The sequence below is a fragment of the Limnohabitans sp. 2KL-1 genome (genome assembly GCF_003063435.1).
Classification (GTDB): Bacteria; Pseudomonadota; Gammaproteobacteria; order Burkholderiales; family Burkholderiaceae_C; genus Limnohabitans_A.
The window spans coordinates 1-20,466 of sequence record NZ_NESL01000018.1 but is presented as its reverse complement, the minus strand read 5'-3'; the positions used below and the strand labels follow the sequence as shown (position 1 = coordinate 20,466).

The 20,466-nt window shown below is 56.2% G+C and carries 32 protein-coding genes and 4 tRNA genes; 32 read left to right on the top strand and 4 right to left on the bottom strand.

All coding sequences use genetic code 11. The features are described 5' to 3' along the window. Window positions 1-163: 163 nt before the first annotated feature. The 18 genes from rplN (at window position 164) to B9Z47_RS18100 (ending at window position 8,971) form a co-directional block, all read left to right on the top strand. A complete protein-coding gene (gene rplN / locus B9Z47_RS18185; RefSeq protein ID WP_019427444.1) occupies window positions 164-532 on the top strand; it encodes a 50S ribosomal protein L14 in 369 nt (122 codons plus the stop codon). Window positions 533-541: 9 nt separating this feature from the next. Beyond that, entirely contained in the window at window positions 542-862 is a 321-nt protein-coding gene (rplX, locus tag B9Z47_RS18180; protein ID WP_062407194.1) for a 50S ribosomal protein L24, read from the top strand. Between the two features lie 2 nt (window positions 863-864). Continuing rightward, on the top strand, window positions 865-1,404 hold the full coding sequence (gene rplE / locus B9Z47_RS18175; protein WP_108332621.1) for a 50S ribosomal protein L5: 540 nt from the start codon (window positions 865-867) through the stop codon (window positions 1,402-1,404). An 8-nt stretch (window positions 1,405-1,412) separates the two neighbouring features. Continuing rightward, a complete protein-coding gene (gene rpsN, locus B9Z47_RS18170) occupies window positions 1,413-1,718 on the top strand; it encodes a 30S ribosomal protein S14 (RefSeq protein ID WP_108332613.1) in 306 nt (101 codons plus the stop codon). A gap of 18 nt (window positions 1,719-1,736) precedes the next feature. After that, window positions 1,737-2,132, top strand: a complete 396-nt coding sequence (rpsH, locus tag B9Z47_RS18165; protein ID WP_108285857.1) for a 30S ribosomal protein S8 — start codon at window positions 1,737-1,739, stop codon at window positions 2,130-2,132. A gap of 13 nt (window positions 2,133-2,145) precedes the next feature. Continuing rightward, window positions 2,146-2,679 (top strand): 50S ribosomal protein L6, encoded by a 534-nt coding sequence (gene rplF / locus B9Z47_RS18160; RefSeq protein WP_108332612.1) that lies wholly within the window; start codon window positions 2,146-2,148, stop codon window positions 2,677-2,679. Between the two features lie 11 nt (window positions 2,680-2,690). Further along, on the top strand, window positions 2,691-3,056 hold the full coding sequence (gene rplR, locus B9Z47_RS18155; RefSeq protein ID WP_019429273.1) for a 50S ribosomal protein L18: 366 nt from the start codon (window positions 2,691-2,693) through the stop codon (window positions 3,054-3,056). Window positions 3,057-3,073: 17 nt separating this feature from the next. Then, a complete protein-coding gene (gene rpsE / locus B9Z47_RS18150; protein ID WP_019429274.1) occupies window positions 3,074-3,592 on the top strand; it encodes a 30S ribosomal protein S5 in 519 nt (172 codons plus the stop codon). Window positions 3,593-3,606: 14 nt separating this feature from the next. Further along, a complete protein-coding gene (gene rpmD / locus B9Z47_RS18145; RefSeq protein WP_019429275.1) occupies window positions 3,607-3,789 on the top strand; it encodes a 50S ribosomal protein L30 in 183 nt (60 codons plus the stop codon). Between the two features lie 10 nt (window positions 3,790-3,799). After that, window positions 3,800-4,231 (top strand): 50S ribosomal protein L15, encoded by a 432-nt coding sequence (gene rplO, locus B9Z47_RS18140; RefSeq protein ID WP_108332620.1) that lies wholly within the window; start codon window positions 3,800-3,802, stop codon window positions 4,229-4,231. Between the two features lie 22 nt (window positions 4,232-4,253). Continuing rightward, complete coding sequence (gene secY, locus B9Z47_RS18135) at window positions 4,254-5,573, top strand: preprotein translocase subunit SecY (protein WP_108332611.1); 1,320 nt, start codon at window positions 4,254-4,256, stop codon at window positions 5,571-5,573. Between the two features lie 105 nt (window positions 5,574-5,678). Then, window positions 5,679-5,792, top strand: a complete 114-nt coding sequence (gene rpmJ, locus B9Z47_RS18130; RefSeq protein ID WP_028820150.1) for a 50S ribosomal protein L36 — start codon at window positions 5,679-5,681, stop codon at window positions 5,790-5,792. A gap of 24 nt (window positions 5,793-5,816) precedes the next feature. Further along, window positions 5,817-6,182 carry a 30S ribosomal protein S13 gene (gene rpsM / locus B9Z47_RS18125; protein WP_019427455.1) on the top strand — a complete coding sequence of 122 codons (366 nt, stop codon included), beginning with the start codon at window positions 5,817-5,819 and terminating at the stop codon, window positions 6,180-6,182. Window positions 6,183-6,201: 19 nt separating this feature from the next. After that, the gene (rpsK, locus tag B9Z47_RS18120; protein WP_019427456.1) at window positions 6,202-6,606 is read left to right on the top strand and encodes a 30S ribosomal protein S11; all 405 of its coding nucleotides are present in this window, start codon (window positions 6,202-6,204) and stop codon (window positions 6,604-6,606) included. Window positions 6,607-6,691: 85 nt separating this feature from the next. Further along, on the top strand, window positions 6,692-7,315 hold the full coding sequence (rpsD, locus tag B9Z47_RS18115; RefSeq protein WP_108332610.1) for a 30S ribosomal protein S4: 624 nt from the start codon (window positions 6,692-6,694) through the stop codon (window positions 7,313-7,315). Between the two features lie 100 nt (window positions 7,316-7,415). After that, window positions 7,416-8,408 carry a DNA-directed RNA polymerase subunit alpha gene (gene rpoA / locus B9Z47_RS18110; RefSeq protein ID WP_108332609.1) on the top strand — a complete coding sequence of 331 codons (993 nt, stop codon included), beginning with the start codon at window positions 7,416-7,418 and terminating at the stop codon, window positions 8,406-8,408. A gap of 81 nt (window positions 8,409-8,489) precedes the next feature. After that, window positions 8,490-8,876, top strand: coding sequence for a 50S ribosomal protein L17 (gene rplQ, locus B9Z47_RS18105; RefSeq protein WP_108332608.1), 387 nt, complete (start codon window positions 8,490-8,492; stop codon window positions 8,874-8,876). A gap of 18 nt (window positions 8,877-8,894) precedes the next feature. After that, window positions 8,895-8,971: transfer RNA gene (locus B9Z47_RS18100), tRNA-Met, on the top strand. Window positions 8,972-9,038: 67 nt separating this feature from the next. Here B9Z47_RS18100 and B9Z47_RS18095 read toward each other — a convergent pair. The 4 genes from B9Z47_RS18095 to apaG are packed head-to-tail and all read right to left on the bottom strand — an operon-like array spanning window position 9,039 to window position 11,433. Continuing rightward, window positions 9,039-9,518, bottom strand: coding sequence for a CinA family protein (locus tag B9Z47_RS18095; RefSeq protein ID WP_108332607.1), 480 nt, complete (start codon window positions 9,516-9,518; stop codon window positions 9,039-9,041). Beyond that, window positions 9,518-10,051 carry a phosphatidylglycerophosphatase A gene (locus B9Z47_RS18090; protein ID WP_108332606.1) on the bottom strand — a complete coding sequence of 178 codons (534 nt, stop codon included), beginning with the start codon at window positions 10,049-10,051 and terminating at the stop codon, window positions 9,518-9,520. The genes B9Z47_RS18095 and B9Z47_RS18090 overlap by 1 nt, the downstream gene beginning before the upstream one ends. Before the next feature lie 2 nt (window positions 10,052-10,053). Further along, entirely contained in the window at window positions 10,054-11,013 is a 960-nt protein-coding gene (gene thiL, locus B9Z47_RS18085; protein WP_108332605.1) for a thiamine-phosphate kinase, read from the bottom strand. A gap of 27 nt (window positions 11,014-11,040) precedes the next feature. Beyond that, window positions 11,041-11,433, bottom strand: coding sequence for a Co2+/Mg2+ efflux protein ApaG (apaG, locus tag B9Z47_RS18080; RefSeq protein ID WP_108332604.1), 393 nt, complete (start codon window positions 11,431-11,433; stop codon window positions 11,041-11,043). 29 nt (window positions 11,434-11,462) lie between these two features. On the opposite strand from apaG, the gene rpe reads away from it, so the two are divergent. The 14 genes from rpe to B9Z47_RS18015 all read left to right on the top strand — a co-directional run. Further along, window positions 11,463-12,143, top strand: coding sequence for a ribulose-phosphate 3-epimerase (gene rpe, locus B9Z47_RS18075; RefSeq protein ID WP_108332603.1), 681 nt, complete (start codon window positions 11,463-11,465; stop codon window positions 12,141-12,143). A 2-nt stretch (window positions 12,144-12,145) separates the two neighbouring features. Then, entirely contained in the window at window positions 12,146-12,880 is a 735-nt protein-coding gene (gph, locus tag B9Z47_RS18070) for a phosphoglycolate phosphatase (RefSeq protein WP_108332602.1), read from the top strand. A gap of 263 nt (window positions 12,881-13,143) precedes the next feature. After that, window positions 13,144-14,643 carry an anthranilate synthase component I gene (gene trpE / locus B9Z47_RS18065; protein ID WP_108332601.1) on the top strand — a complete coding sequence of 500 codons (1,500 nt, stop codon included), beginning with the start codon at window positions 13,144-13,146 and terminating at the stop codon, window positions 14,641-14,643. Between the two features lie 5 nt (window positions 14,644-14,648). Then, window positions 14,649-15,227 (top strand): aminodeoxychorismate/anthranilate synthase component II, encoded by a 579-nt coding sequence (locus B9Z47_RS18060; RefSeq protein ID WP_199226472.1) that lies wholly within the window; start codon window positions 14,649-14,651, stop codon window positions 15,225-15,227. After that, window positions 15,224-16,291, top strand: coding sequence for a low-specificity L-threonine aldolase (gene ltaE, locus B9Z47_RS18055; RefSeq protein WP_108332599.1), 1,068 nt, complete (start codon window positions 15,224-15,226; stop codon window positions 16,289-16,291). The genes B9Z47_RS18060 and ltaE overlap by 4 nt, the downstream gene beginning before the upstream one ends. A 12-nt stretch (window positions 16,292-16,303) precedes the next feature. Continuing rightward, window positions 16,304-16,981: a LysE family translocator gene (locus B9Z47_RS18050; RefSeq protein ID WP_108332598.1), complete on the top strand. Its 678-nt coding sequence runs from the start codon at window positions 16,304-16,306 to the stop codon at window positions 16,979-16,981. Window positions 16,982-17,018: 37 nt separating this feature from the next. Further along, window positions 17,019-18,047, top strand: a complete 1,029-nt coding sequence (trpD, locus tag B9Z47_RS18045) for an anthranilate phosphoribosyltransferase (protein ID WP_108332597.1) — start codon at window positions 17,019-17,021, stop codon at window positions 18,045-18,047. A gap of 3 nt (window positions 18,048-18,050) precedes the next feature. Next, on the top strand, window positions 18,051-18,191 hold the full coding sequence (locus B9Z47_RS18775) for a hypothetical protein (RefSeq protein ID WP_167394331.1): 141 nt from the start codon (window positions 18,051-18,053) through the stop codon (window positions 18,189-18,191). Next, window positions 18,184-18,972 carry an indole-3-glycerol phosphate synthase TrpC gene (gene trpC, locus B9Z47_RS18040; RefSeq protein WP_108332596.1) on the top strand — a complete coding sequence of 263 codons (789 nt, stop codon included), beginning with the start codon at window positions 18,184-18,186 and terminating at the stop codon, window positions 18,970-18,972. The genes B9Z47_RS18775 and trpC overlap by 8 nt, the downstream gene beginning before the upstream one ends. Then, entirely contained in the window at window positions 18,972-19,733 is a 762-nt protein-coding gene (locus tag B9Z47_RS18035; RefSeq protein ID WP_108332595.1) for a uracil-DNA glycosylase, read from the top strand. The genes trpC and B9Z47_RS18035 overlap by 1 nt, the downstream gene beginning before the upstream one ends. 62 nt (window positions 19,734-19,795) lie before the next feature. After that, a tRNA-Tyr gene (locus B9Z47_RS18030) sits at window positions 19,796-19,881 on the top strand. 87 nt (window positions 19,882-19,968) lie between these two features. Further along, window positions 19,969-20,042: transfer RNA gene (locus B9Z47_RS18025), tRNA-Gly, on the top strand. A gap of 33 nt (window positions 20,043-20,075) precedes the next feature. After that, window positions 20,076-20,150, top strand: a tRNA-Thr gene (locus B9Z47_RS18020). Between the two features lie 75 nt (window positions 20,151-20,225). Then, the coding region (locus B9Z47_RS18015; RefSeq protein ID WP_233253877.1) for a GTP-binding protein at window positions 20,226-20,466 on the top strand (241 nt) is incomplete at its 3' end.

The following is a 20,466-nucleotide window of genomic DNA, read 5'->3' as shown; positions in this document are numbered from 1 at the left end:
TTTTCGCAGGCATAATCGTGGGCTTCGCTTTGCAAAAAGCGCAAGTATCTGCCCAATCTGAAGCGCTGTGAGTGGTTTGCAGTGTGAATGACGGGTCCAAGACTGATTCCTGTTTGTTCGCTTTTGGGTGGACGGGCAAAGAATACAAGTTGGGAACAAAGAAATGATCCAGACAGAATCTCGGTTGGATGTGGCCGACAACACCGGCGCCAAGTCCGTGCTGTGCATTAAGGTGCTCGGCGGGTCTAAGCGTCGCTATGCAAGTGTTGGTGACATCATCAAAGTGAGCATCAAAGAAGCCGCCCCACGTGGTCGCGTCAAAAAAGGCGAGATCTACAGTGCTGTGGTGGTTCGCACTGCCAAGGGCATTCGCCGTGGCGATGGTTCGCTCATCAAATTCGATGGCAACGCCGCTGTGTTGCTGAATGCCAAGTTGGAGCCTATTGGCACCCGTATCTTCGGCCCGGTCACGCGTGAACTGCGTACCGAGAAGTTCATGAAGATCGTGTCCTTGGCTCCTGAAGTACTGTAAGGACGCGCCATGAACAAGATTCGCACAGGCGACGAAGTCATCGTCATCACAGGTCGTGACAAAGGCAAGCGCGGCAAAGTGTCGTCGCGCGCCAGCGACTCGCATCTGTTGATTGACGGCATCAACATCGTCAAAAAGCACGCCAAGCCAAACCCTATGAAGGGCACAACTGGCGGCATCATCGAAAAGGCCATGCCGATTCACCAATCCAATGTGGCGATTTTCAACGCTGCAACTGGCAAGGCTGATCGCGTGGGCATAAAGCTGCAAGCTGACGGCAAACGCGTTCGCGTTTACAAGTCGAGCGGCGAAGAAATCAAGGTGGCATGAGCATGGCACGTTTGCAACAACTCTTCCGCGAGAAAATCGCTGCCGAATTGACAGCCAAGTTTGGCTACAAGTCGCCCATGCAGGTTCCTCGCATCACCAAGATCACCTTGAACATGGGTGTGTCTGAGGCGGTGGCTGACAAAAAAGTCATGGACCACGCTGTGAGCGACTTGACCAAAATCGCAGGCCAGAAGCCTGTGGTGACCAAGGCCAAGAAAGCGATTGCCGGTTTCAAAATCCGTGAACAACAGCCTATCGGTTGCATGGTGACATTGCGTGGCGTTCAGATGTATGAATTCCTGGACCGTTTCGTGACCGTGGCTTTGCCTCGCGTTCGTGACTTCCGTGGTATCTCTGGTCGCGCATTTGATGGCCGTGGCAACTACAACATCGGCGTTAAAGAGCAGATCATTTTCCCTGAGATTGAGTACGACAAGGTTGACGCCTTGCGCGGTCTCAACATCAGCATCACCACAACGGCCAAGTCTGACGAAGAGTGCAAAGCGCTCTTGACAGCTTTCCGCTTCCCCTTCAAGAACTGAGGTGTCACGTGGCTAAAGTAGCTTTGATCGAGCGCGAGCTCAAGCGTGAAAAACTGGCAGCAAAGTACGCGAAAAAATACGCGGAATTTAAAGCCATCGCCAACGATGCCAAGCGCAGTGATGAAGAGCGTGCAGCTGCCCGTCTGGGTCTGCAAAAGCTCCCGCGCAACGCCAACCCGACCCGCCAACGCAACCGCTGTGAAATCACCGGTCGCCCACGCGGTACGTTCCGTCAATTTGGTCTGGGCCGCGCCAAGATCCGTGAATTAGCCTTTGCAGGCAACATTCCGGGCGTGACCAAGGCCAGCTGGTAATCGGCAGGAGATAACAACATGAGCATGAGTGATCCTATTGCCGATCTGTTGACCCGCATCCGTAACGCACAAATGGTGTCAAAAGCCAACGTGTTGGTTCCATCTTCCAAAGTGAAGGTCGCCATCGCCCAAGTGCTGAAAGATGAAGGCTACATTGACGGCTTCCAAGTCAAAACCGAAGATGGCAAAGCCACCCTCGAAATCGCCCTGAAGTACTACGCTGGCCGTCCGGTCATCGAACGTATTGAGCGCGTGAGCCGTCCTGGCCTGCGTGTTTACAAAGGCCGTGATGCTATTCCTCAAGTCCAAAACGGCTTGGGCGTGGCCATCGTCACCACACCCCAGGGTGTGATGACTGATCGCAAAGCACGTGCAGCCGGTGTCGGCGGCGAAGTGCTGTGCTACGTCGCTTAAAGGGAGAAAAAGAATGTCCCGCGTAGGAAAAATGCCTGTGACCATCCCCGCTGGTGTGGATGTGTCGATCAAACAAGATCAAATCAGTGTGAAGGGCGCTGGTGGTCAATTGGCCATCGCATCCAACATGCTGGTGACTGTGAGCAACGAAGGCGGCAAGCTGAGCTTTGCCCCTGCCAATGATTCACGTGAAGCCAATGCCATGAGTGGCACCTTGCGTCAGCTGGTGAACAACATGGTGACTGGCGTGACCAAAGGCTTCGAGAAGAAGCTGAACCTGGTCGGCGTGGGTTACAAAGCGGCTGCCTCTGGCGCCAAATTGAACCTGGCTGTTGGTTATTCGCACCCCGTCAACATCGATATGCCTGTAGGCATCACGGTGGCCACCCCAACCGCGACTGAAATCGTGATCAAGGGTGCCGACCGTCAACGTGTTGGCCAAATTGCTGCTGAGATCCGTGCTGTTCGTCCTCCTGAGCCTTACAAAGGCAAGGGCATCCGTTATTCGGATGAGAAGATCACGATCAAAGAGACTAAGAAGAAATAAGGAGCTGCATCATGTTGACCAAGAAAGAGCAGCGTCTCCGTCGTGCACGTCAAACACGCATCCGCATTGCACAGCAAGGCGTGGCCCGTTTGACCGTGAACCGCACCAACCTGCATATCTACGCCAGCGTTATCTCTGGCTGCGGTACCAAAGTGTTGGCCAGTGCATCCACTGCCGAAGCCGAAGTGCGCACGGCTTTGGGCGCCACAGGCAAAGGTGGCAATGCCGCTGCTGCCGCCGTCATTGGCAAGCGCATTGCTGAAAAAGCAAAAGCTGCTGGCGTTGAGAAGGTCGCCTTCGACCGCGCAGGTTTCGCTTACCACGGTCGTGTCAAGGCTTTGGCCGAAGCAGCCCGTGAAGCAGGTCTGCAGTTCTAAACGGATCGGAATTACAAATGGCTAAATTTACAGCAAAACCGCAGAGCGACGGTCCTGAAGACGGTCTGCGCGAAAAGATGATCGCGGTCAACCGCGTGACCAAAGTGGTCAAGGGTGGCCGTATCTTGGGTTTCGCCGCATTGACCGTGGTGGGTGATGGCGATGGCAAAGTGGGCATGGGCAAAGGCAAATCGAAAGAAGTGCCAGCAGCTGTGCAAAAAGCGATGGAAGAAGCCCGTCGCAACCTGGCCAAAGTCCATCTCAAAAATGGCACCATTCACCATGCTGTGCACGGTCATCACGGCGCCGCTCGCGTCATGATGGCTCCAGCGCCAAAGGGTACCGGCATCATCGCTGGTGGTCCTATGCGTGCTGTGTTCGAGGTGGTGGGTATCACCGACATCGTGGCCAAGAGCCATGGTTCGTCCAACCCTTACAACATGGTTCGTGCCACTTTGGACGCACTGTCCAATTGCACAACAGCTTCCAACGTGGCAGCCAAGCGTGGCAAGTCCGTTGAAGAGCTGTTCGGCTGAACCGGAGATCGAACATGACGACACAATCAACCGTGAAAGTCCAACTGGTTCGCAGCCCGATTGGCACCAAAGTTTCGCACCGCGCCACTGTTCGTGGCTTGGGTCTGCGCAAGCTCAACTCCGTGAGTGAGCTGCAGGACACACCCGCAGTGCGCGGCATGATCAACAAGATCAGCTATCTGGTCAAAGTTCTCTAAGAGGCCGATGATGGAACTCAATAGCATCAAGCCCGCAGAAGGCTCTAAGCACGCAGCACGTCGTGTTGGCCGTGGTATCGGTTCGGGTCTGGGTAAAACCGCCGGCCGTGGTCACAAAGGTCAAAAATCCCGTTCGGGTGGCTACCACAAGGTGGGTTTCGAAGGCGGTCAAATGCCTTTGCAGCGTCGACTGCCTAAGCGCGGTTTCAAGTCGCACTTGCTCAAATACAACGCAGAAATCACACTCACCACCTTGTCCCGTTTGGACTTGGCAGAAGTGGATGTTTTGACATTGAAGCAAGCTGGCTTGGTATCCCAAATGGCTAAAGTGGTCAAAGTGATCAAGTCGGGCGAGCTGACCAAAGCCGTCAAATTGACTGGCATTGGCGCGACTGTCGGTGCCAAAGCAGCTATTGAAGCCGCTGGTGGCTCTGTAGCCTGAATGTTGACTGGCGAGATACACCGTGGCAACCAGCGCTAATTCAACAGCAAAAACAGATAAGTTTGGCGACCTGCGTCGCAGGCTGGTCTTTTTGTTGCTCGCGCTGGTGGTTTACCGAATCGGCGCGCACATTCCAGTGCCTGGCATTGACCCTGCTCAGCTCAAACAGCTGTTCAGTGGTCAACAGGGCGGTATCCTGAGCTTGTTCAACATGTTCTCGGGCGGTGCTTTGTCACGGTTTACCGTGTTTGCGCTGGGCATCATGCCGTATATTTCTGCGTCCATTGTGATGCAGTTGCTGACTTATGTTTTGCCTGCTTTCGAGCAGATGAAAAAAGAAGGCGAAGCTGGCCGTCGCAAGATCACTCAATACACCCGATTTGGTGCTTTGGGTTTGGCTGTATTTCAGTCGCTGGGCATTGCTGTGGCCTTGGAAGCTTCCGCAGGACTGGTGATCAATCCGGGCTTTGGTTTTCGAATGACGGCTGTGGTCAGTCTCACGGCAGGCACTATGTTCCTGATGTGGTTGGGTGAACAAATCACTGAGCGTGGCTTGGGTAACGGAATTTCGATCCTGATTTTTGCAGGTATCGCGGCAGGTTTGCCAAGCGCAATGGGCGGTCTGTTCGAGCTGGTACGAACTGGTGCCATGAACCCTCTGGTTTCGATGGTGATCATCGTGGTGATCGCATTGGTGACCTACTTCGTGGTGTTTGTGGAACGAGGCCAGCGCAAGATTTTGGTTAACTACGCTCGTCGGCAAGTGGGGAACAAGGTTTATGGCGGTCAATCGTCTCACTTGCCCCTCAAACTGAATATGGCCGGTGTGATCCCACCAATTTTTGCCTCATCTATCATTTTGTTGCCTGCAACCGTGATCGGTTGGTTCAGTTCTGGTAATTCCGAAAATGTGGTGGTTCGGTTCTTCAAGGATGTTGCGAGCGCATTGACACCGGGTCAACCGATCTACGTGATGTTGTATGCCGCGGCGATTGTGTTCTTCTGTTTCTTCTACACGGCATTGGTTTTCAATAGCCGAGAGACAGCAGACAACTTGAAGAAAAGTGGCGCTTTTGTTCCTGGCATTCGTCCAGGTGACCAGACTGCTCGCTATATTGACAAGATCCTTTTGCGTTTGACTGCAGTAGGAGCGGCATACATCACTTTCGTGTGTCTGCTGCCTGAGTTTCTGATTCTCAAATACAATGTCCCGTTTTACTTTGGCGGTACTTCGCTGCTGATCATTGTGGTCGTGACCATGGATTTCATGGCACAGGTACAGAACTATTTGATGTCTCAACAATATGATTCGCTTTTGAAGAAAGCGAGTTTCAAGTCCTGACCGATTTGAATTGAGTTTGGTAACGATCCTCATGCGCTGTGTGTGGGGTGAAAATTTTCACCTGGCCTGAAAAGTCCGGGTAACGATGAGTTTTAGGAGAAAACCATGAGAGTTTCGGCTTCGGTGAAAAAAATTTGCCGCAACTGCAAAGTCATTCGCCGTAAAGGCGTTGTTCGTGTGATCTGCACAGATCCACGTCACAAGCAGCGTCAAGGCTGATTGAATTAGTTTTAGAGGACGAAAATGGCACGTATCGCTGGCATCAACATTCCGCCGCACAAACATGCTGAAATTGGCTTGACCGCCATCTTCGGTATTGGTCGCACCCGGGCTCGACAAATTTGCGAAGCTACTGGCATCGCTTATTCCAAAAAGATCAAGGATCTGACAGACGCTGATCTGGAAAAAATTCGCGATCACATCGCAGTCTTCACCATCGAAGGTGACCTGCGTCGCGAAACTACCATGAACATCAAGCGTTTGATGGACATTGGTTGCTACCGTGGTTTCCGTCACCGTCGCGGTTTGCCTATGCGTGGCCAGCGTACCCGTACCAATGCACGCACTCGCAAGGGTCCGCGCAAAGGTGCTGCGGCTCTGAAAAAATAAGCAGGATTGAGAGACCATCATGGCTAAAGCACAATCAAACAGCGCAGCACAACGTGTTCGTAAAAAAGTCCGCAAGAACATTGCTGACGGTATTGCACACGTTCACGCTTCGTTCAACAACACCATCATCACGATCACCGACCGCCAAGGCAATGCGCTGTCCTGGGCTTCTTCGGGTGGCCAGGGTTTCAAAGGTTCGCGTAAATCGACTCCTTTTGCAGCTCAGGTTGCTTCTGAAGTGGCTGGTCGTGCTGCGCAAGAACAAGGCATTAAAAACCTGGACGTCGAAATCAAGGGCCCAGGCCCTGGTCGCGAGTCTTCGGTTCGTGCCTTGGGCGCATTGGGTATCCGCATCACATCGATCGCCGATGTGACACCGGTTCCGCACAACGGCTGCCGTCCTCAAAAGCGTCGTCGTATCTAATCTCAAACCAAGCCCACCGCCAGGCCATGCTTGCATCGCCTGGCTCCCGCATTTTTGATGCGGCAGCTGCATAAAGGAAAATCAAGTGGCACGCTACCTCGGCCCGAAGGCCAAACTTTCACGCCGCGAAGGCACTGACCTGTTCTTGAAGAGTGCACGTCGCTCTATCGCTGACAAGTCCAAATTTGACACCAAGCCAGGCCAGCACGGCCGCACTTCGGGTCAGCGCACGTCGGACTACGGTCTGCAGTTGCGTGAGAAGCAAAAAGTGAAACGCATGTACGGCGTGCTGGAAAAGCAATTCCGTCGCTATTTTGCAGAAGCCGATCGCCGCAAGGGCAATACTGGCTCCAATCTGCTGGCGTTGCTTGAGTGCCGTTTGGACAACGTGGTTTACCGCATGGGCTTCGGCTCCACTCGCGCTGAAGCACGTCAGATGGTTTCGCACAAGGCCATCACCGTGAACGGTCAATCCGTGAACATCCCCTCTTACCTGGTCAAGGCCGGTGATGTGATTGCTGTGCGCGAAAAGTCCAAAAAGCAAAACCGGGTGGTTGAAGCTTTGCAATTGGCATCGCAAGTTGGTATGCCTGCATGGGTTGATGTCAATGCAGACAAGGCTGAAGGTACTTTCAAGAAGGTGCCTGACCGTGACGAATTCGGTGCGGACATCAACGAATCGTTGATCGTCGAACTGTATTCACGTTAATCCGTTGTTTCAATCGTTCCCGGAGCGCAAGGCATTGTGCTCCGGGTGCTTCATCAGCCTTACCGGTGTAACGAACCGGGGGTATTGAGAGGAAGTCTGAATGCAAACCAATCTGTTGAAACCCAAAGCTATTCAAGTCGAACAGTTGGCTGCCAACCGTGCAAAGGTCACGTTGGAGCCTTTTGAACGTGGCTATGGGCACACACTGGGCAACGCCCTGCGTCGCGTGTTGCTCTCGTCTATGGTCGGCTATTCCGCGACGGAAGTCACCATTGCTGGTGTGGTGCATGAATATTCTTCCATCGATGGCGTTCAAGAAGATGTGGTCAACATCTTGCTGAACCTCAAAGGCGTTGTCTTCAAATTGCACAACCGTGATGAAGTGACCCTGAGTTTGCGTAAAGATGGTGAAGGTGCCGTCACTGCTGCAGACATCCAGACGCCTCACGATGTGGAAATTATCAACCCGGATCACGTCATTGCCAATTTGTCCCAGGGTGGCAAACTGGACATGCAGATCAAGGTTGAAAAAGGTCGTGGCTATGTTCCCGGCAGTATGCGTCGATTTGCGGACGAGCCGACCAAAGCCTTGGGGCGTATTGTTCTCGATGCTTCTTTTTCCCCAGTCAAGCGTGTGAGCTACACAGTTGAAAGTGCGCGCGTAGAGCAGCGTACCGACCTGGACAAACTGGTCATTGAAATTGAGACCAACGGTGCCATCAGTGCCGAAGACGCAGTTCGTGCCTCGTCCAAAATTCTGGTTGAGCAACTGGCTGTGTTTGCACAACTTGAAGGCAGTGAGTTGTCTGCATTCGACGCACCTGCAACACGTGGTGGCGCTGGTAGTTTCGATCCGATCCTGTTGCGTCCCGTGGACGAGCTCGAACTCACGGTGCGTTCGGCCAACTGCCTCAAAGCGGAAAACATTTACTACATCGGTGACCTGATTCAGCGTACCGAGAATGAGTTGCTCAAAACCCCTAACCTGGGTCGCAAGTCACTCAACGAAATCAAGGAAGTTTTGGCTTCCCGCGGCCTGACTTTGGGCATGAAGCTCGAAGCTTGGCCTCCAGCTGGTCTGGAAAAGCGATAATTCAAAGTTCCCGGAAATTTCCGGGGTGTGCACGGGCAGTACCTGATACGGCTGCCTGTTTAATAAAGAAAGGTAAGCACCATGCGCCACGGACACGGCCTCCGTAAATTGAACCGCACCAGCGAGCACCGCCTCGCCATGTTGCGTAACATGATGAACTCGCTCATCGAGCATGAAGTCATCAAGACCACACTCCCTAAAGCCAAAGAGCTGCGTCGCGTCATTGAGCCGATGATCACTTTGGCCAAAGAAGACAGCTTGTCCAACAAGCGTCTGGCATTCAACCGCCTGCGTGACCGTGACAGCGTCGTCAAATTGTTTGCCGATCTGGGTCCCCGTTTCGCCAAGCGTCCTGGTGGTTACACACGCATCCTGAAAATGGGTTACCGCGTGGGTGACAATGCCCCTATGGCATTGGTTGAATTGGTTGATCGTGATGAATCTTCTGCCGAACAAGCTGCAGAGTAAGGTATAATTCAAGAATACCGCGGGGTGGAGCAGTCTGGTAGCTCGTTGGGCTCATAACCCAAAGGTCGTTGGTTCAAATCCGGCCCCCGCAACCAAATTTCGACTTCGGTTGAATATCAAAAAACCCTCTTCGGAGGGTTTTTTCGTTTCTGGCTTCCTCGTTCAACTCACAAGAGGCAGACGGATGAGTAGACCTTCCAGTGCATGTGCCACGGTCGCTTGCCTAACTTGCTTGCGGTTGCCTTCAAAGTGCTTGAGCTCGGTCGTGATGGCACCGTTGATGTACCAGCCGAGCCAAACGGTGCCTACGGGCTTTTCAGGGCTACCACCACTCGGGCCTGCAACGCCTGTGACCGCAACAGACACTTGCGCTTTGGACCTGTAAACCGCACCGATGGCCATGGCCTGAGCGACGGCTTCACTGACAGCCCCCTGCGTTGCAATCAGCTCAGCGGGCACGCCCAGCATTTGGGTCTTAGCGTCATTGGAGTAGGTGACAAATCCACGGTCAAACCAGGCACTGGAGCCCGCCAAGTCCGTGCAGCAGGCCGAAATCAGGCCGCCTGTGCAGCTTTCTGCTGTGGCCATTTGCCATTTCAGAGTGCTGAAGCGTTCCGCCAATTTTGCAGGCCAATCAGACATCAGAACCACCTCCACAGTGCCAACACAAACAGGGTGCAAAAAGCAGCCACGAGGTCATCAAAAATGATGCCAAAACCACCGCGCCAGCCAAAGCCCTTGAACAATTGATCTGCCCAAGCAACTGGTCCGGGTTTAGTAGCATCGAAAAATCGAAACAAAGCAAAGGCAGCCAATTGCCCCCAGAAGTTTGTCGGCATGATCAAGTACAAAATCAGCCACATGGCAATGATTTCGTCCCAGACGATGGCACCTGGATCGCTGATGCCCATGTGGCGTGCGGTGACTGTGCAGGCCCACCAACCGGCAAGGAATGCTGTGGTTATCAGCAAGGCTTGCTCAGGCAAAGAGAGGTAGTTTTGAACGACAAGCCAAGAGAGCCAACCCCACAGACTGCCAACCGTTCCGGGTGCCTTGGGCGCTAGACCCGAGCCCAAACCCAAGGCAATGGCGTGGGCAGGGTGCGCCAGCATGAAGGCGGCCGTCGGTTTGATGGGGCGATTGACGGGCCCTGAGTCAAAAGAAGAATGGGGCATCGTCATGCAAAGTGATCAAAAGAGCGAAACTGCGAATGCACAACCTGCCCTTGGGCGTCCAGCAGAACCAGTGTCGGTGTCGCGGTGATGCGGCCAATCCGTGTGACGCGCGTCCCCGAGGCTTGTGCTGCAGCTTGGACGCTGGCAGACGCCAAGGGAGGTGCACAGAAGACGAGTTCGTAGTCGTCGCCTCCAGACAGCACACAGGTCTGCACCAAGTCAGGGGGGCATGACCAGTGGTGCGTGGTTTGCATGAGGGCCGATGTGGATGGCAGTTCAATTTCGGCACCCACATGGCTGGCTTTGAGGATGTGCCCCAGATCGCCGAGCAAACCATCGCTGATGTCGGCCATGGCGTGAGCGATACCTCGAAGCGCAATGCCCAGAGCCACGCGGGGCGTGGGCGCTTCCATGCGCAGACGTGCTGCGTCGAACACGGACCGCGGCAGACTGACCGTGCCACGAAAAGCTTCCAGTGCCAGGCGTGCATCACCCAAATGGCCGCTTACATAAAGGTCGTCACCGGCTTGTGCACCACTGCGCAAAATGGATTGACCCAGAGGGACTTCACCCATGACGGTGATGGCAATGTTCAAGGGGCCTTGCGTGGTGTCGCCGCCGATCAGTTCACAGCCATGGGCATTGGCCAATTGAAACAGGCCTTGAGAAAAACCGGACAACCAGCTTTCATCCGCTCGGGGCAATGACAAGGACAGCAAGAAGGCTTGCGGCGTAGCCCCGCACGCGGCCAGATCGCTCAAATTCACGGCCAGTGCTTTGTGGCCCAGGCGGGCAGGCTCAACGGTCGATAAAAAGTGCCGTCCTTCGACGAGCATGTCGGCAGAAAAAGCCAACTGATGACCGGCGCGTGGCGACCACACCGCGCAGTCATCCCCAATGCCCACATCGGCCCTTTGTGGCGGGCGCTTGAAAAAGCGTTCAATCAGGTCAAATTCACCCATGGCCAAGAGCTTAACCGCAAGGCGGCATCAATGAAGCGTTCGACCTGAGAGGGCTGAACCCGAAGATTCGAGCACAAAAGTGGTGATGAGTGCATCAAAGCGATGGCCATCTTCGGCGACAAAAAAATAGCTGCCGTGCATGGTGCCGCTGGGCGCATGCAGGCGACAGCCGCTGGTGTACTGAAAAGACTCGCCAGGACGCAGCAAGGGTTGCTGCCCTACAACGCCCAAACCTTTGACTTCGTTGGTGTGGCCGCTTTCGTCCTGGATGACCCAGTGCCTTGAAATCAGTTGCGCCGCGACAGTGCCGGTGTTGGTCACGGTGACGGTGTAGGCAAAAGCGAAAACCTTTTGAAGGGGATCGCTCTGGTCAGCCACGTATTGGGGCTGCACATCAATTTGAACGGTGTAAAAAGACATTCGCGCATGTTAACTGCGACAATTCAAGCATGACGACGACCTACCGAATTGCCCCTTCTATCCTCTCTGCTGACTTCGCGCGTTTGGGCGAGGAAGTCAAAAGCGTCATTGACGCGGGCGCCGACTGGATCCATTTTGATGTGATGGACAACCATTACGTGCCCAACCTCACATTTGGACCGATGATTTGCCAAGCCCTCAAGCCGCATGCGAAAACGGCGGCCGGGGTGGCGGTCCCGATCGATGTGCATTTGATGATTTCACCCGTGGATGCGTTGGCGGCGTCTTTTGCTGAGGCGGGGGCCGACCTGATCAGCTTTCATCCTGATGCCAGCGGCCATGTGCACCGCAGCATCCAGGCCATCAAAAGCAAGGGCGTAAAAGCAGGCTTGGTGTTCAACCCAGCCGAGCCGCTGGATGTGCTGGAGTGGACCCTCGACGAAATCGATTTGATCCTCATCATGAGCGTCAACCCCGGCTTTGGGGGGCAAAGCTTCATTGATTCAGCCCTGCGCAAGATTGAACAAGCGCGCAAACTCATTGATGCAAGTGGTCGCGACATTCGCCTGGAAGTGGACGGCGGCATCAAAGTCGACAACATCCGCCGCGTGGCAGACGCAGGCGCGGACACGTTTGTCGCAGGCAGTGCCATTTTTGGCAAACCCGATTACAAAGGGGTGGTCGACCAGATGCGGCTGGCTTTGGGCTGAGCATGACCGCCTTCGCCCATGATCTGACGCAGATTGAAGCGGTCATCTTTGATCTGGATGGCACCATGGTGCACACCTTGGGTGATTTCCAGGTGGCCTTGCACCGCACCATGGCCGATCTGGACTTGCCCCCGATCTCCAATGGCCTGATCGAACAGACCATTGGCAAAGGTTCGGAGCACCTGATTCGAACCCTGCTGGCTCACCAGCTGGCGCGGCCCGAGGTCAAAGGCGTAGGACAGGCTTGTCCTGCGCTCTCGGTCGAGGCCTTGTTTGAGCGGGCTTGGCTGCGCTATCAGCACCATTACCTTCAGATCAATGGCCAGTTCGCCGATGTTTACCCGGGCGTGCTGTCCGCTTTGCAGGCATTTGCACAGCAGGGCTTGCCCATGGCGTGTCTGACCAACAAGCCCTTGTCATTTGCCAAGGCCTTGCTGAAAGAAAAATCGCTGGACCATTTCTTTGCACACATCTTTGGTGGTGACAGCTTTGAGCGCAAAAAGCCCGATCCTTTGCCCATCCTCAAAACCTGTGAGGCCTTGGGTTCGGCAGCAGGCAGAACCTTGATGGTGGGTGATTCCAGCAACGACGCACAAGCTGCCCATGCCGCAGGGTGCCCCGTGGTGTTGGTGACTTATGGCTACAACCACGGGCAACGCATACAAGACACCCCCGCAGCCGCTTGGCTGGATTCTCTGGCCCAGTTGCCTGATCGCTTGCGCGCAGCCGTGCAATGAGTGCAATGCGGGTAGTTGGAAAACCGCCCGCCAGCTTTGCTACACTTAAAGCATCATGTTCATCATCCACAGCCACTCCTGCGCAGCCAGCCTGCCGAGCCATTCCCCAGCGGAAGGCCGGGGAGCCTGGCCCTGGCGTCAGCCAGCCTGACACTTTCGACCGTGCGGCCTTGCCCGCCACCCGCGCCCGGCATCGGCTGGGCATCTGGATGAATGAAAAGCACCTCGCCAGAGGTCGCTGAGCGCTTTGGAGGCTCTTGCCCGTGATCACCGAACTTGAATTCAAAAGCCTGGCCAGTCAAGGCTACAACCGCATTCCCCTCATGCTGGAAGCCTTTGCGGACCTGGAAACCCCTCTGTCGCTTTATCTGAAGCTGGCCCACACCAAGGACAACGGCAAATACAGTTTTTTGCTCGAATCCGTGGTGGGCGGTGAGCGCTTTGGGCGCTACAGCTTCATTGGCTTACCAGCACGCAGCCTGTTGCGTGCCAGCGGTTTTGGTGCTGATGCCAAGACCGAGGTGGTGCGCGATGGGGTGGTGATCGAGACCGCCGTTGGTAACCCCTTGGATTTCATTGAGCAGTATCAAAAGCGTTTCAAGGTGGCCTTGCGTCCGGGCTTGCCGCGTTTTTGTGGCGGTCTGGCGGGCTATTTTGGCTACGACGCTGTGCGCTACATCGAGAAGAAACTCGAAAAAACCTGCCCGCCCGACACCCTGGGTACCCCCGATATCCTGCTGTTGCAATGCGAAGAGCTGGCCGTCATCGACAACCTGTCGGGCAAGCTGTACCTGATCGTGTATGCCGATCCGGCCACGCCCGAAGCCTATGTGGGCGCCAAGAAACGCTTGCGTGACCTGAAAGAGCAGCTCAAGTACTCGGTCAGTGCGCCCGTGGTCAAAGCCAGCCAGTCCTATCCGGCTGAGCGTGACTTTGCCAAGGCCGATTACATCGCTGCCGTGGAAAAGGCCAAAGAGCTCATCGCCGGGGGCGACTTCATGCAGGTGCAGGTTGGGCAACGCATCAAAAAGCGCTACACCGAGAGCCCGCTGTCCTTGTACCGGGCCCTGCGTTCGCTCAACCCCAGCCCGTACATGTATTTTTATAACTTTGGCGACTTCCATGTGGTCGGTGCCAGCCCCGAAATTTTGGTGCGTCAAGAGCAAACCGAAGAGGGTGCCAAAGTCATCATCCGTCCCTTGGCGGGCACACGCCCACGGGGTGCGACGCCCGAAAAAGACAAGGCGGCCGAGCAGGAGCTGATCAACGACCCGAAAGAGCGGGCCGAGCATGTGATGCTGATCGACCTGGCCCGCAACGACATTGGGCGCATTGCCCAGATCGGTTCCGTCAAAGTGACCGAGGCGTTTGTGGTCGAGCGCTACAGCCATGTGATGCACATCGTGAGCAACGTCGAGGGCGTGCTGAACGAAGGCATGACCAACATGGACGTGCTCAAAGCCACTTTCCCGGCCGGTACCTTGACAGGTGCCCCCAAGGTGCATGCCATGGAGCTGATCGACCAGTTCGAACCCGTCAAACGCGGCATCTACGGCGGCGCTTGCGGCTACATCAGCTATGCCGGTGACATGGACGTGGCCATTGCGATTCGCACCGCCGTCATCAAGGACCAGACCCTGTATGTGCAGGCGGCAGCCGGTGTGGTGGCCGATTCGGTGCCCGAGATGGAATGGCGCGAAACCGAGCACAAGGCCCGGGCCTTGTTGCGGGCCAGCGAGTTGGTGGAAGAAGGTCTGGAGTGAACGCCATGAAAAAAATCAAACTCCTGATGGTCGACAACTACGACTCGTTCACCTTCAACATCGTGCAGTACTTTGGTGAACTGGGCGCGGAAGTCGAGGTCTTTCGCAACGATGAAATCACGCTCGAAGACATTGCGGCCCGCCAGCCTGACCGTTTGGTGATCTCGCCCGGCCCTTGTTCGCCTGCCGAGGCGGGTATTTCGGTGGCGGCGATCCAGCACTTTGCAGGCAAGCTGCCCATTTTGGGGGTTTGCCTGGGTCACCAGAGCATTGGCGCCGCTTTTGGCGGCCAGATTGTTCGGGCGCAGGAATTGATGCACGGCAAGACCAGTGTCATCACCACCACGCAAGAGGGCGTGTTCGCGGGCTTGCCCCAGCAGTTCACGGTCAACCGTTACCACTCCCTGGCCATTGAGCGGGCCACTTGCCCGCCTTGCCTCAAAGTCACGGCCTGGACAGACGACGGCGAAATCATGGGCGTGCGCCACACCGAGCTGGACATCGAGGGCGTGCAGTTCCACCCCGAATCCATCCTCACCGAGCACGGCCATGCCATGCTCAAAAATTTTCTGGAGCGGCCATGATCGATTTGCGCAGCGACACCGTCACGCAGCCCACGGCGGCGATGCGTGAGGCCATGATGAACGCCCCTTTGGGTGACGATGTGTTTGGTGACGACCCCACGGTCAATGCCTTGCAAGAACGCATCGCCCAGATCACCGGCAAAGAAGCGGCTTTGTTCATGCCTTCGGGCACGCAGAGCAACCTGTGTGGCTTGATGGCGCATTGCGAGCGCGGCGACGAATACATCGTGGGCCAAAACGCGCACACCTACCGTTACGAAGGCGGCGGCGCTGCGGTGCTGGGCAGCATTCAGCCGCAGCCGCTCGCGCAAAACGCGCAAGGTGAAATGGCGCTCGCCGACATCGCGGCGGCCATCAAGCCCATCGATTGCCACTTTGCGCGGACCCGCCTGCTGGCGCTGGAAAACACCTGGAATGGTCACGTCATGTCACAAGACTACTTGGCGCAAGCCACCGGGCTGGCCAGGCGACATGGCTTGGCCACACATCTGGATGGTGCCCGCTTGTTCAATGCGGCAGTGGCCGATGCCCAAGGCGGTGCCGTGGCCGACCGTGTTCGCCGCATCGTGGACCACTTTGACAGCGTGTCCGTGTGTTTCAGCAAAGGTCTGGGTGCCCCGGTGGGCTCGGCCTTGTGTGGCTCGCGTGAACTGATCGCCAAGGCGCTGCGCTGGCGCAAGGTTTTGGGTGGCGGCTTGCGCCAGTCTGGTGTGTTGGCTGCAGCGGCTTTGTATGCGCTGGACCACCATGTGGAGCGGCTGGCCGATGACCATGCTTTGGCCCAACGCCTGGCGCAAGGCCTGCAGGGCATCGCTGGTTTGAGCGTGCGCTCGGCGCAGACCAACATCGTGTTTGTGGACGTGGCCGATGGCCGTGGACCGGCGCTGCTGGAGGCGTTGAAGGCCCAGGGCGTTCTGGCCACGGGGCTCATCGGCTTGCGCTTTGTCACGCATCTGAATGTGGACGCCGCAGGCATTGACCATGCGCTGGCCTGCATTCGCCAGTTCATGCAAACGCAATCGCCTGATGCGGTGCAAGGCCTCACGCGTTCGGGCGTGTACTGAGTCGTTCCAGCCATGCCGGACGCTCAGCAACTTTGGATGTTCATGGCGGCGGGCGTTCTGCTCAACCTCACCCCGGGGCCGGACGTGCTTTTCATCGTCAGCCAGTCTGTGCGTGGCGGTGCGCGTGCAGGCTTGGTGGCCGCATGGGGCATCACGGCCGGGTGTTTTGTGCACGTCGCTGCTGCGGCCTTGGGCGTTGGCGCATTGCTGGCCACTTCTGCCGCAGCTTTCAATGCGATCAAATGGGTAGGAGCGGCTTACCTGATGTGGATGGGTTTGCGCTTGTTGTGGACCACGGCCAAGCCGGCAGGTGTGGCGTGGGACGCCGGCAGTGCCTTGTCTGCGGGGGTAAGCGAAAAGTCTTCCGAAGCCCCGGGTTTGCCTTGGGTTTTCCTCAAGGCGTTTGCCACCAATGCATTGAACCCCAAAGTGGCGCTGTTTTTTCTGGCCTTCGTGCCGCAATTCATTCCGGCCAACACGCCCGATCCTGCCTGGACCTTTGTGTGGCTTGGGTGCTTGTTCAATTTCAATGGCCTGCTGATTTGCATGGCTTGGGCGCTTGCAGCCGCATGGTTGTCCCAACGTGCCCGTTTGTTGCAGCGCGGACTGCAACACCTGGACCGCTTGGCGGGGTTCATGTTTGTGGGCTTCGGTCTCAAGCTGGCCCTCACGGACGCCCCCGTGCATTGACGCCTTCAACCTCTTCGATTCACAGCAAGGAAACCCCATGCCCATCACCCCTCAGGAAGCGTTGCAACGCACCATCGAGCATCGCGAAATTTTTCATGACGAGATGCTCAAGATCATGCGCATGATCATGAATGGCGAGTTGTCGCCGGTCATGACGGCGGCGCTGATCACCGGCCTGCGCGTGAAGAAGGAAACCATTGGCGAGATCACCGCCGCAGCGCAGGTCATGCGGGAGTTTTCGACCAAGGTGCATGTGGCCGACCCGACCCATCTGGTGGACATTGTGGGCACGGGGGGTGATGGTGCGCACACCTTCAACATTTCGACCTGTGCCATGTTTGTGGCGGCTGCAGCCGGTGCCAAAACCGCCAAGCATGGCGGGCGCAGCGTCAGCAGCAAATCAGGCAGCGCCGACGTGGTCGAGGCGCTCGGGGGCAACATCAACCTCAAGCCTGAGCAGATTGCGCGCTCGATTGAGGAGGTGGGCATCGGTTTCATGTTTGCACCCAACCACCACCCGGCCATGAAAAACGTGGCCCCTGTGCGCAAGGAGTTGGGGGTGCGCACCATTTTCAACATCCTGGGACCGTTGACCAACCCGGCCAGTGCACCCAACATCCTCATGGGGGTTTTTCACTCGGATCTGGTAGGTATTCAAGTGCGTGCCTTGCAGCGCTTGGGCGCTGAACACGCGGTGGTGGTTTATGGTCGGGACGGCATGGATGAAATCAGTCTGGGTGCTGCCACCCTGGTGGGGGAGCTGAAAAACGGTCAGATCACCGAATACGAAATTCACCCGGAAGACTTTGGCCTGACCATGGCCAGCAACCGGGCTTTGAAAGTGGACACGCCCGAGCAGTCCATGGCCATGTTGCGCGGCGTGCTGGACAATCAGCCCGGCGCGGCGCGGGACATCGTCATGATCAATGCCGGGGCCACCTTGTACGCGGCCAACGTGGCCAGCAGCATCGCCGATGGCCTGGAGCGTGCCCGTGTGGCCATCGAATCCGGCGCGGCCAAAGCCAAACTGGCGCAGTTCGTGGCCTTTGGCCAGTCGGCAGTTTGAGCCATGTGGCATGACGAAGGGGTCTGGATCGCTGTGGGCGTTTCGGCCTTGTTTGTGGTGGTCGGGCTGGTGATGCACCGCATTTTTGTTCAAATTTTGAAAAACGGCGCCACCGAGCCCGGACAGGAAAAAAACCATGAGTGACATCCTCGACAAAATCGTCGCAGTCAAACGCGAAGAAGTCGCTGCAGCCTTGGCCAAGAAATCTTTGGCGATGGTTCGGGCCGATGCCGAAAGCCGCGTACTGACACGCGACTTTGAAGGGGCTTTGCGCGCCAAAATCGCAGCAGGGCAGGCCGCAGTCATCGCTGAAATCAAGAAAGCCAGCCCATCCAAAGGTGTCCTGCGGCAAGAGTTCATTCCGGCCGACATCGCACAAAGCTATGCCGAGCACGGTGCCGCTTGTTTGTCCGTCTTGACGGACAAACAGTTTTTCCAGGGCAGTGTGGATTTTCTGAAGCAGGCTCGCGCCAGTTGCGATTTGCCTGTGCTGCGCAAAGACTTTTTGATCGATGTCTACCAGGTCTACGAAGCGCGTGCGATGGGCGCTGACGCCATTTTGCTGATTGCCGCTTGTCTGGACGATGCGCAAATGGCCGAGATGGAGGCGGTGGCCCGCAGTCTGGACATGGCCGTGCTGGTGGAGGTGCACGACCGGGCCGAATTGGACCGTGCGCTGAAGCTGAAAACCCGTCTGGTGGGCATCAACAACCGCAACCTCAAAACATTTGAAGTGTCTTTGCAGACCACGCTGGACATGCTGCCCGCTGTCCCGGCCGATCGTTTGCTGGTCACAGAAAGCGGCATCCAGACCCCCGAAGATGTCAAGCGCATGAGAGCGGCGAAAGTCAACGCCTTCTTGGTGGGCGAAGCCTTCATGCGCGCCAGTGAGCCCGGCGAAGCCCTGGCCAAACTGTTCGCCTGATGTCCTTCAACGTTGTTCAGCAAACCCTGGGTTTTGACGCGACGCCCTTGGGTGCTGATCATCTGGCGGGTTGGCCACCCGATTTACTAGCCTTGGACGAGGGATGGAGGCCGTTGGTTGCAGAGTTTCTGACTTCCGAGGTCGGTCGTGCGTTGTCCGTGCGCTTGACCGATGCGCTGGGTGTCGGCAAAACCATTTATCCACCCGATCCATTTCGTGCACTGAGTTTGACACCCTTGAGTCAGGTGCGCGTTGTGATCTTGGGGCAAGACCCATTCCATGGGCCGGGTCAGGCAGAGGGTTTGGCTTTTTCGGTACCCATGGGCGTGAAGATTCCACCCAGTTTGCGCAATATTTTCAAGGAATTGCAGCAAAGTCTGGATGTCCCCGTGCCGTCGCATGGCTCTTTGGTGCGTTGGGCCAGGCAGGGCGTTCTGTTGCTTAACACTTGTTTGACTGTAGAGGCTGGACAGGCGGCCAGTCATTCTGGCTGGGGTTGGGAGGCTTTGACCGATATCTTGATTAAGACAGTGGCCTTGAGTCCCCGGCCGGTGGTTTTCATGTTGTGGGGTGCGCACGCTCAGGCAAAAAGAGATTTAATCGCCGTCGCCGCAGCATCGTCCGGCCACTTGGTTTTGCAAGCCAATCATCCCTCGCCATTGTCGGCGTTGCGACCACCGGTGCCTTTTTTGGGGTGTGGGCATTTCGTGAAGGCCAATGCTTTTTTCAGTGACAAGGGTGAAAAAACCATTCAATGGTGAAAAAAATGTGAATCAGCTTGCTGCGTGTCATGAAAAGATGGCATAATCTAAGACTCGCTTCTGGAGGGGTGCCCGAGTGGCTAAAGGGGGCAGACTGTAAATCTGTTGGCTTACGCCTACACTGGTTCGAATCCAGTCTCCTCCACCAGCAAACTGGCTTAAGCCGGAATGATTTGAGCAATTGGAAATGGTTTCCAAGCATTGGCGTCGCATCCACTCGTGCGGCGCAATCAGTGCGGGAGTAGTTTAATGGTAGAACCTTAGCCTTCCAAGCTAATGACACGGGTTCGATTCCCGTTTCCCGCTCCAGTCAGTCGGTGCAAGTTTGTGAGAAGTTAGATTGCCCTTGTGGCTCAGTGGTAGAGCACTCCCTTGGTAAGGGAGAGGTCGCGGGTCCGATTCCCGCCAAGGGCACCAGTTTTTCGGGGCGCGCAGTCAAGGCTGTGCGCCCTCTGTCTTGGTTGTTGACCGCTACTTTTCGGAGTCAAAGATATGGCAAAAGAGAAATTCGAACGGACCAAGCCCCACGTGAACGTGGGCACCATCGGTCACGTTGACCACGGCAAAACCACACTGACTGCCGCCATCACCACCGTGTTGGCAGCTAAGTTCGGCGGTGCAGCCAAGGCGTATGACCAGATCGACGCTGCTCCCGAAGAAAAAGCCCGTGGTATCACGATCAACACCGCGCACGTTGAGTACGAGACTGAAAACCGTCACTACGCGCACGTGG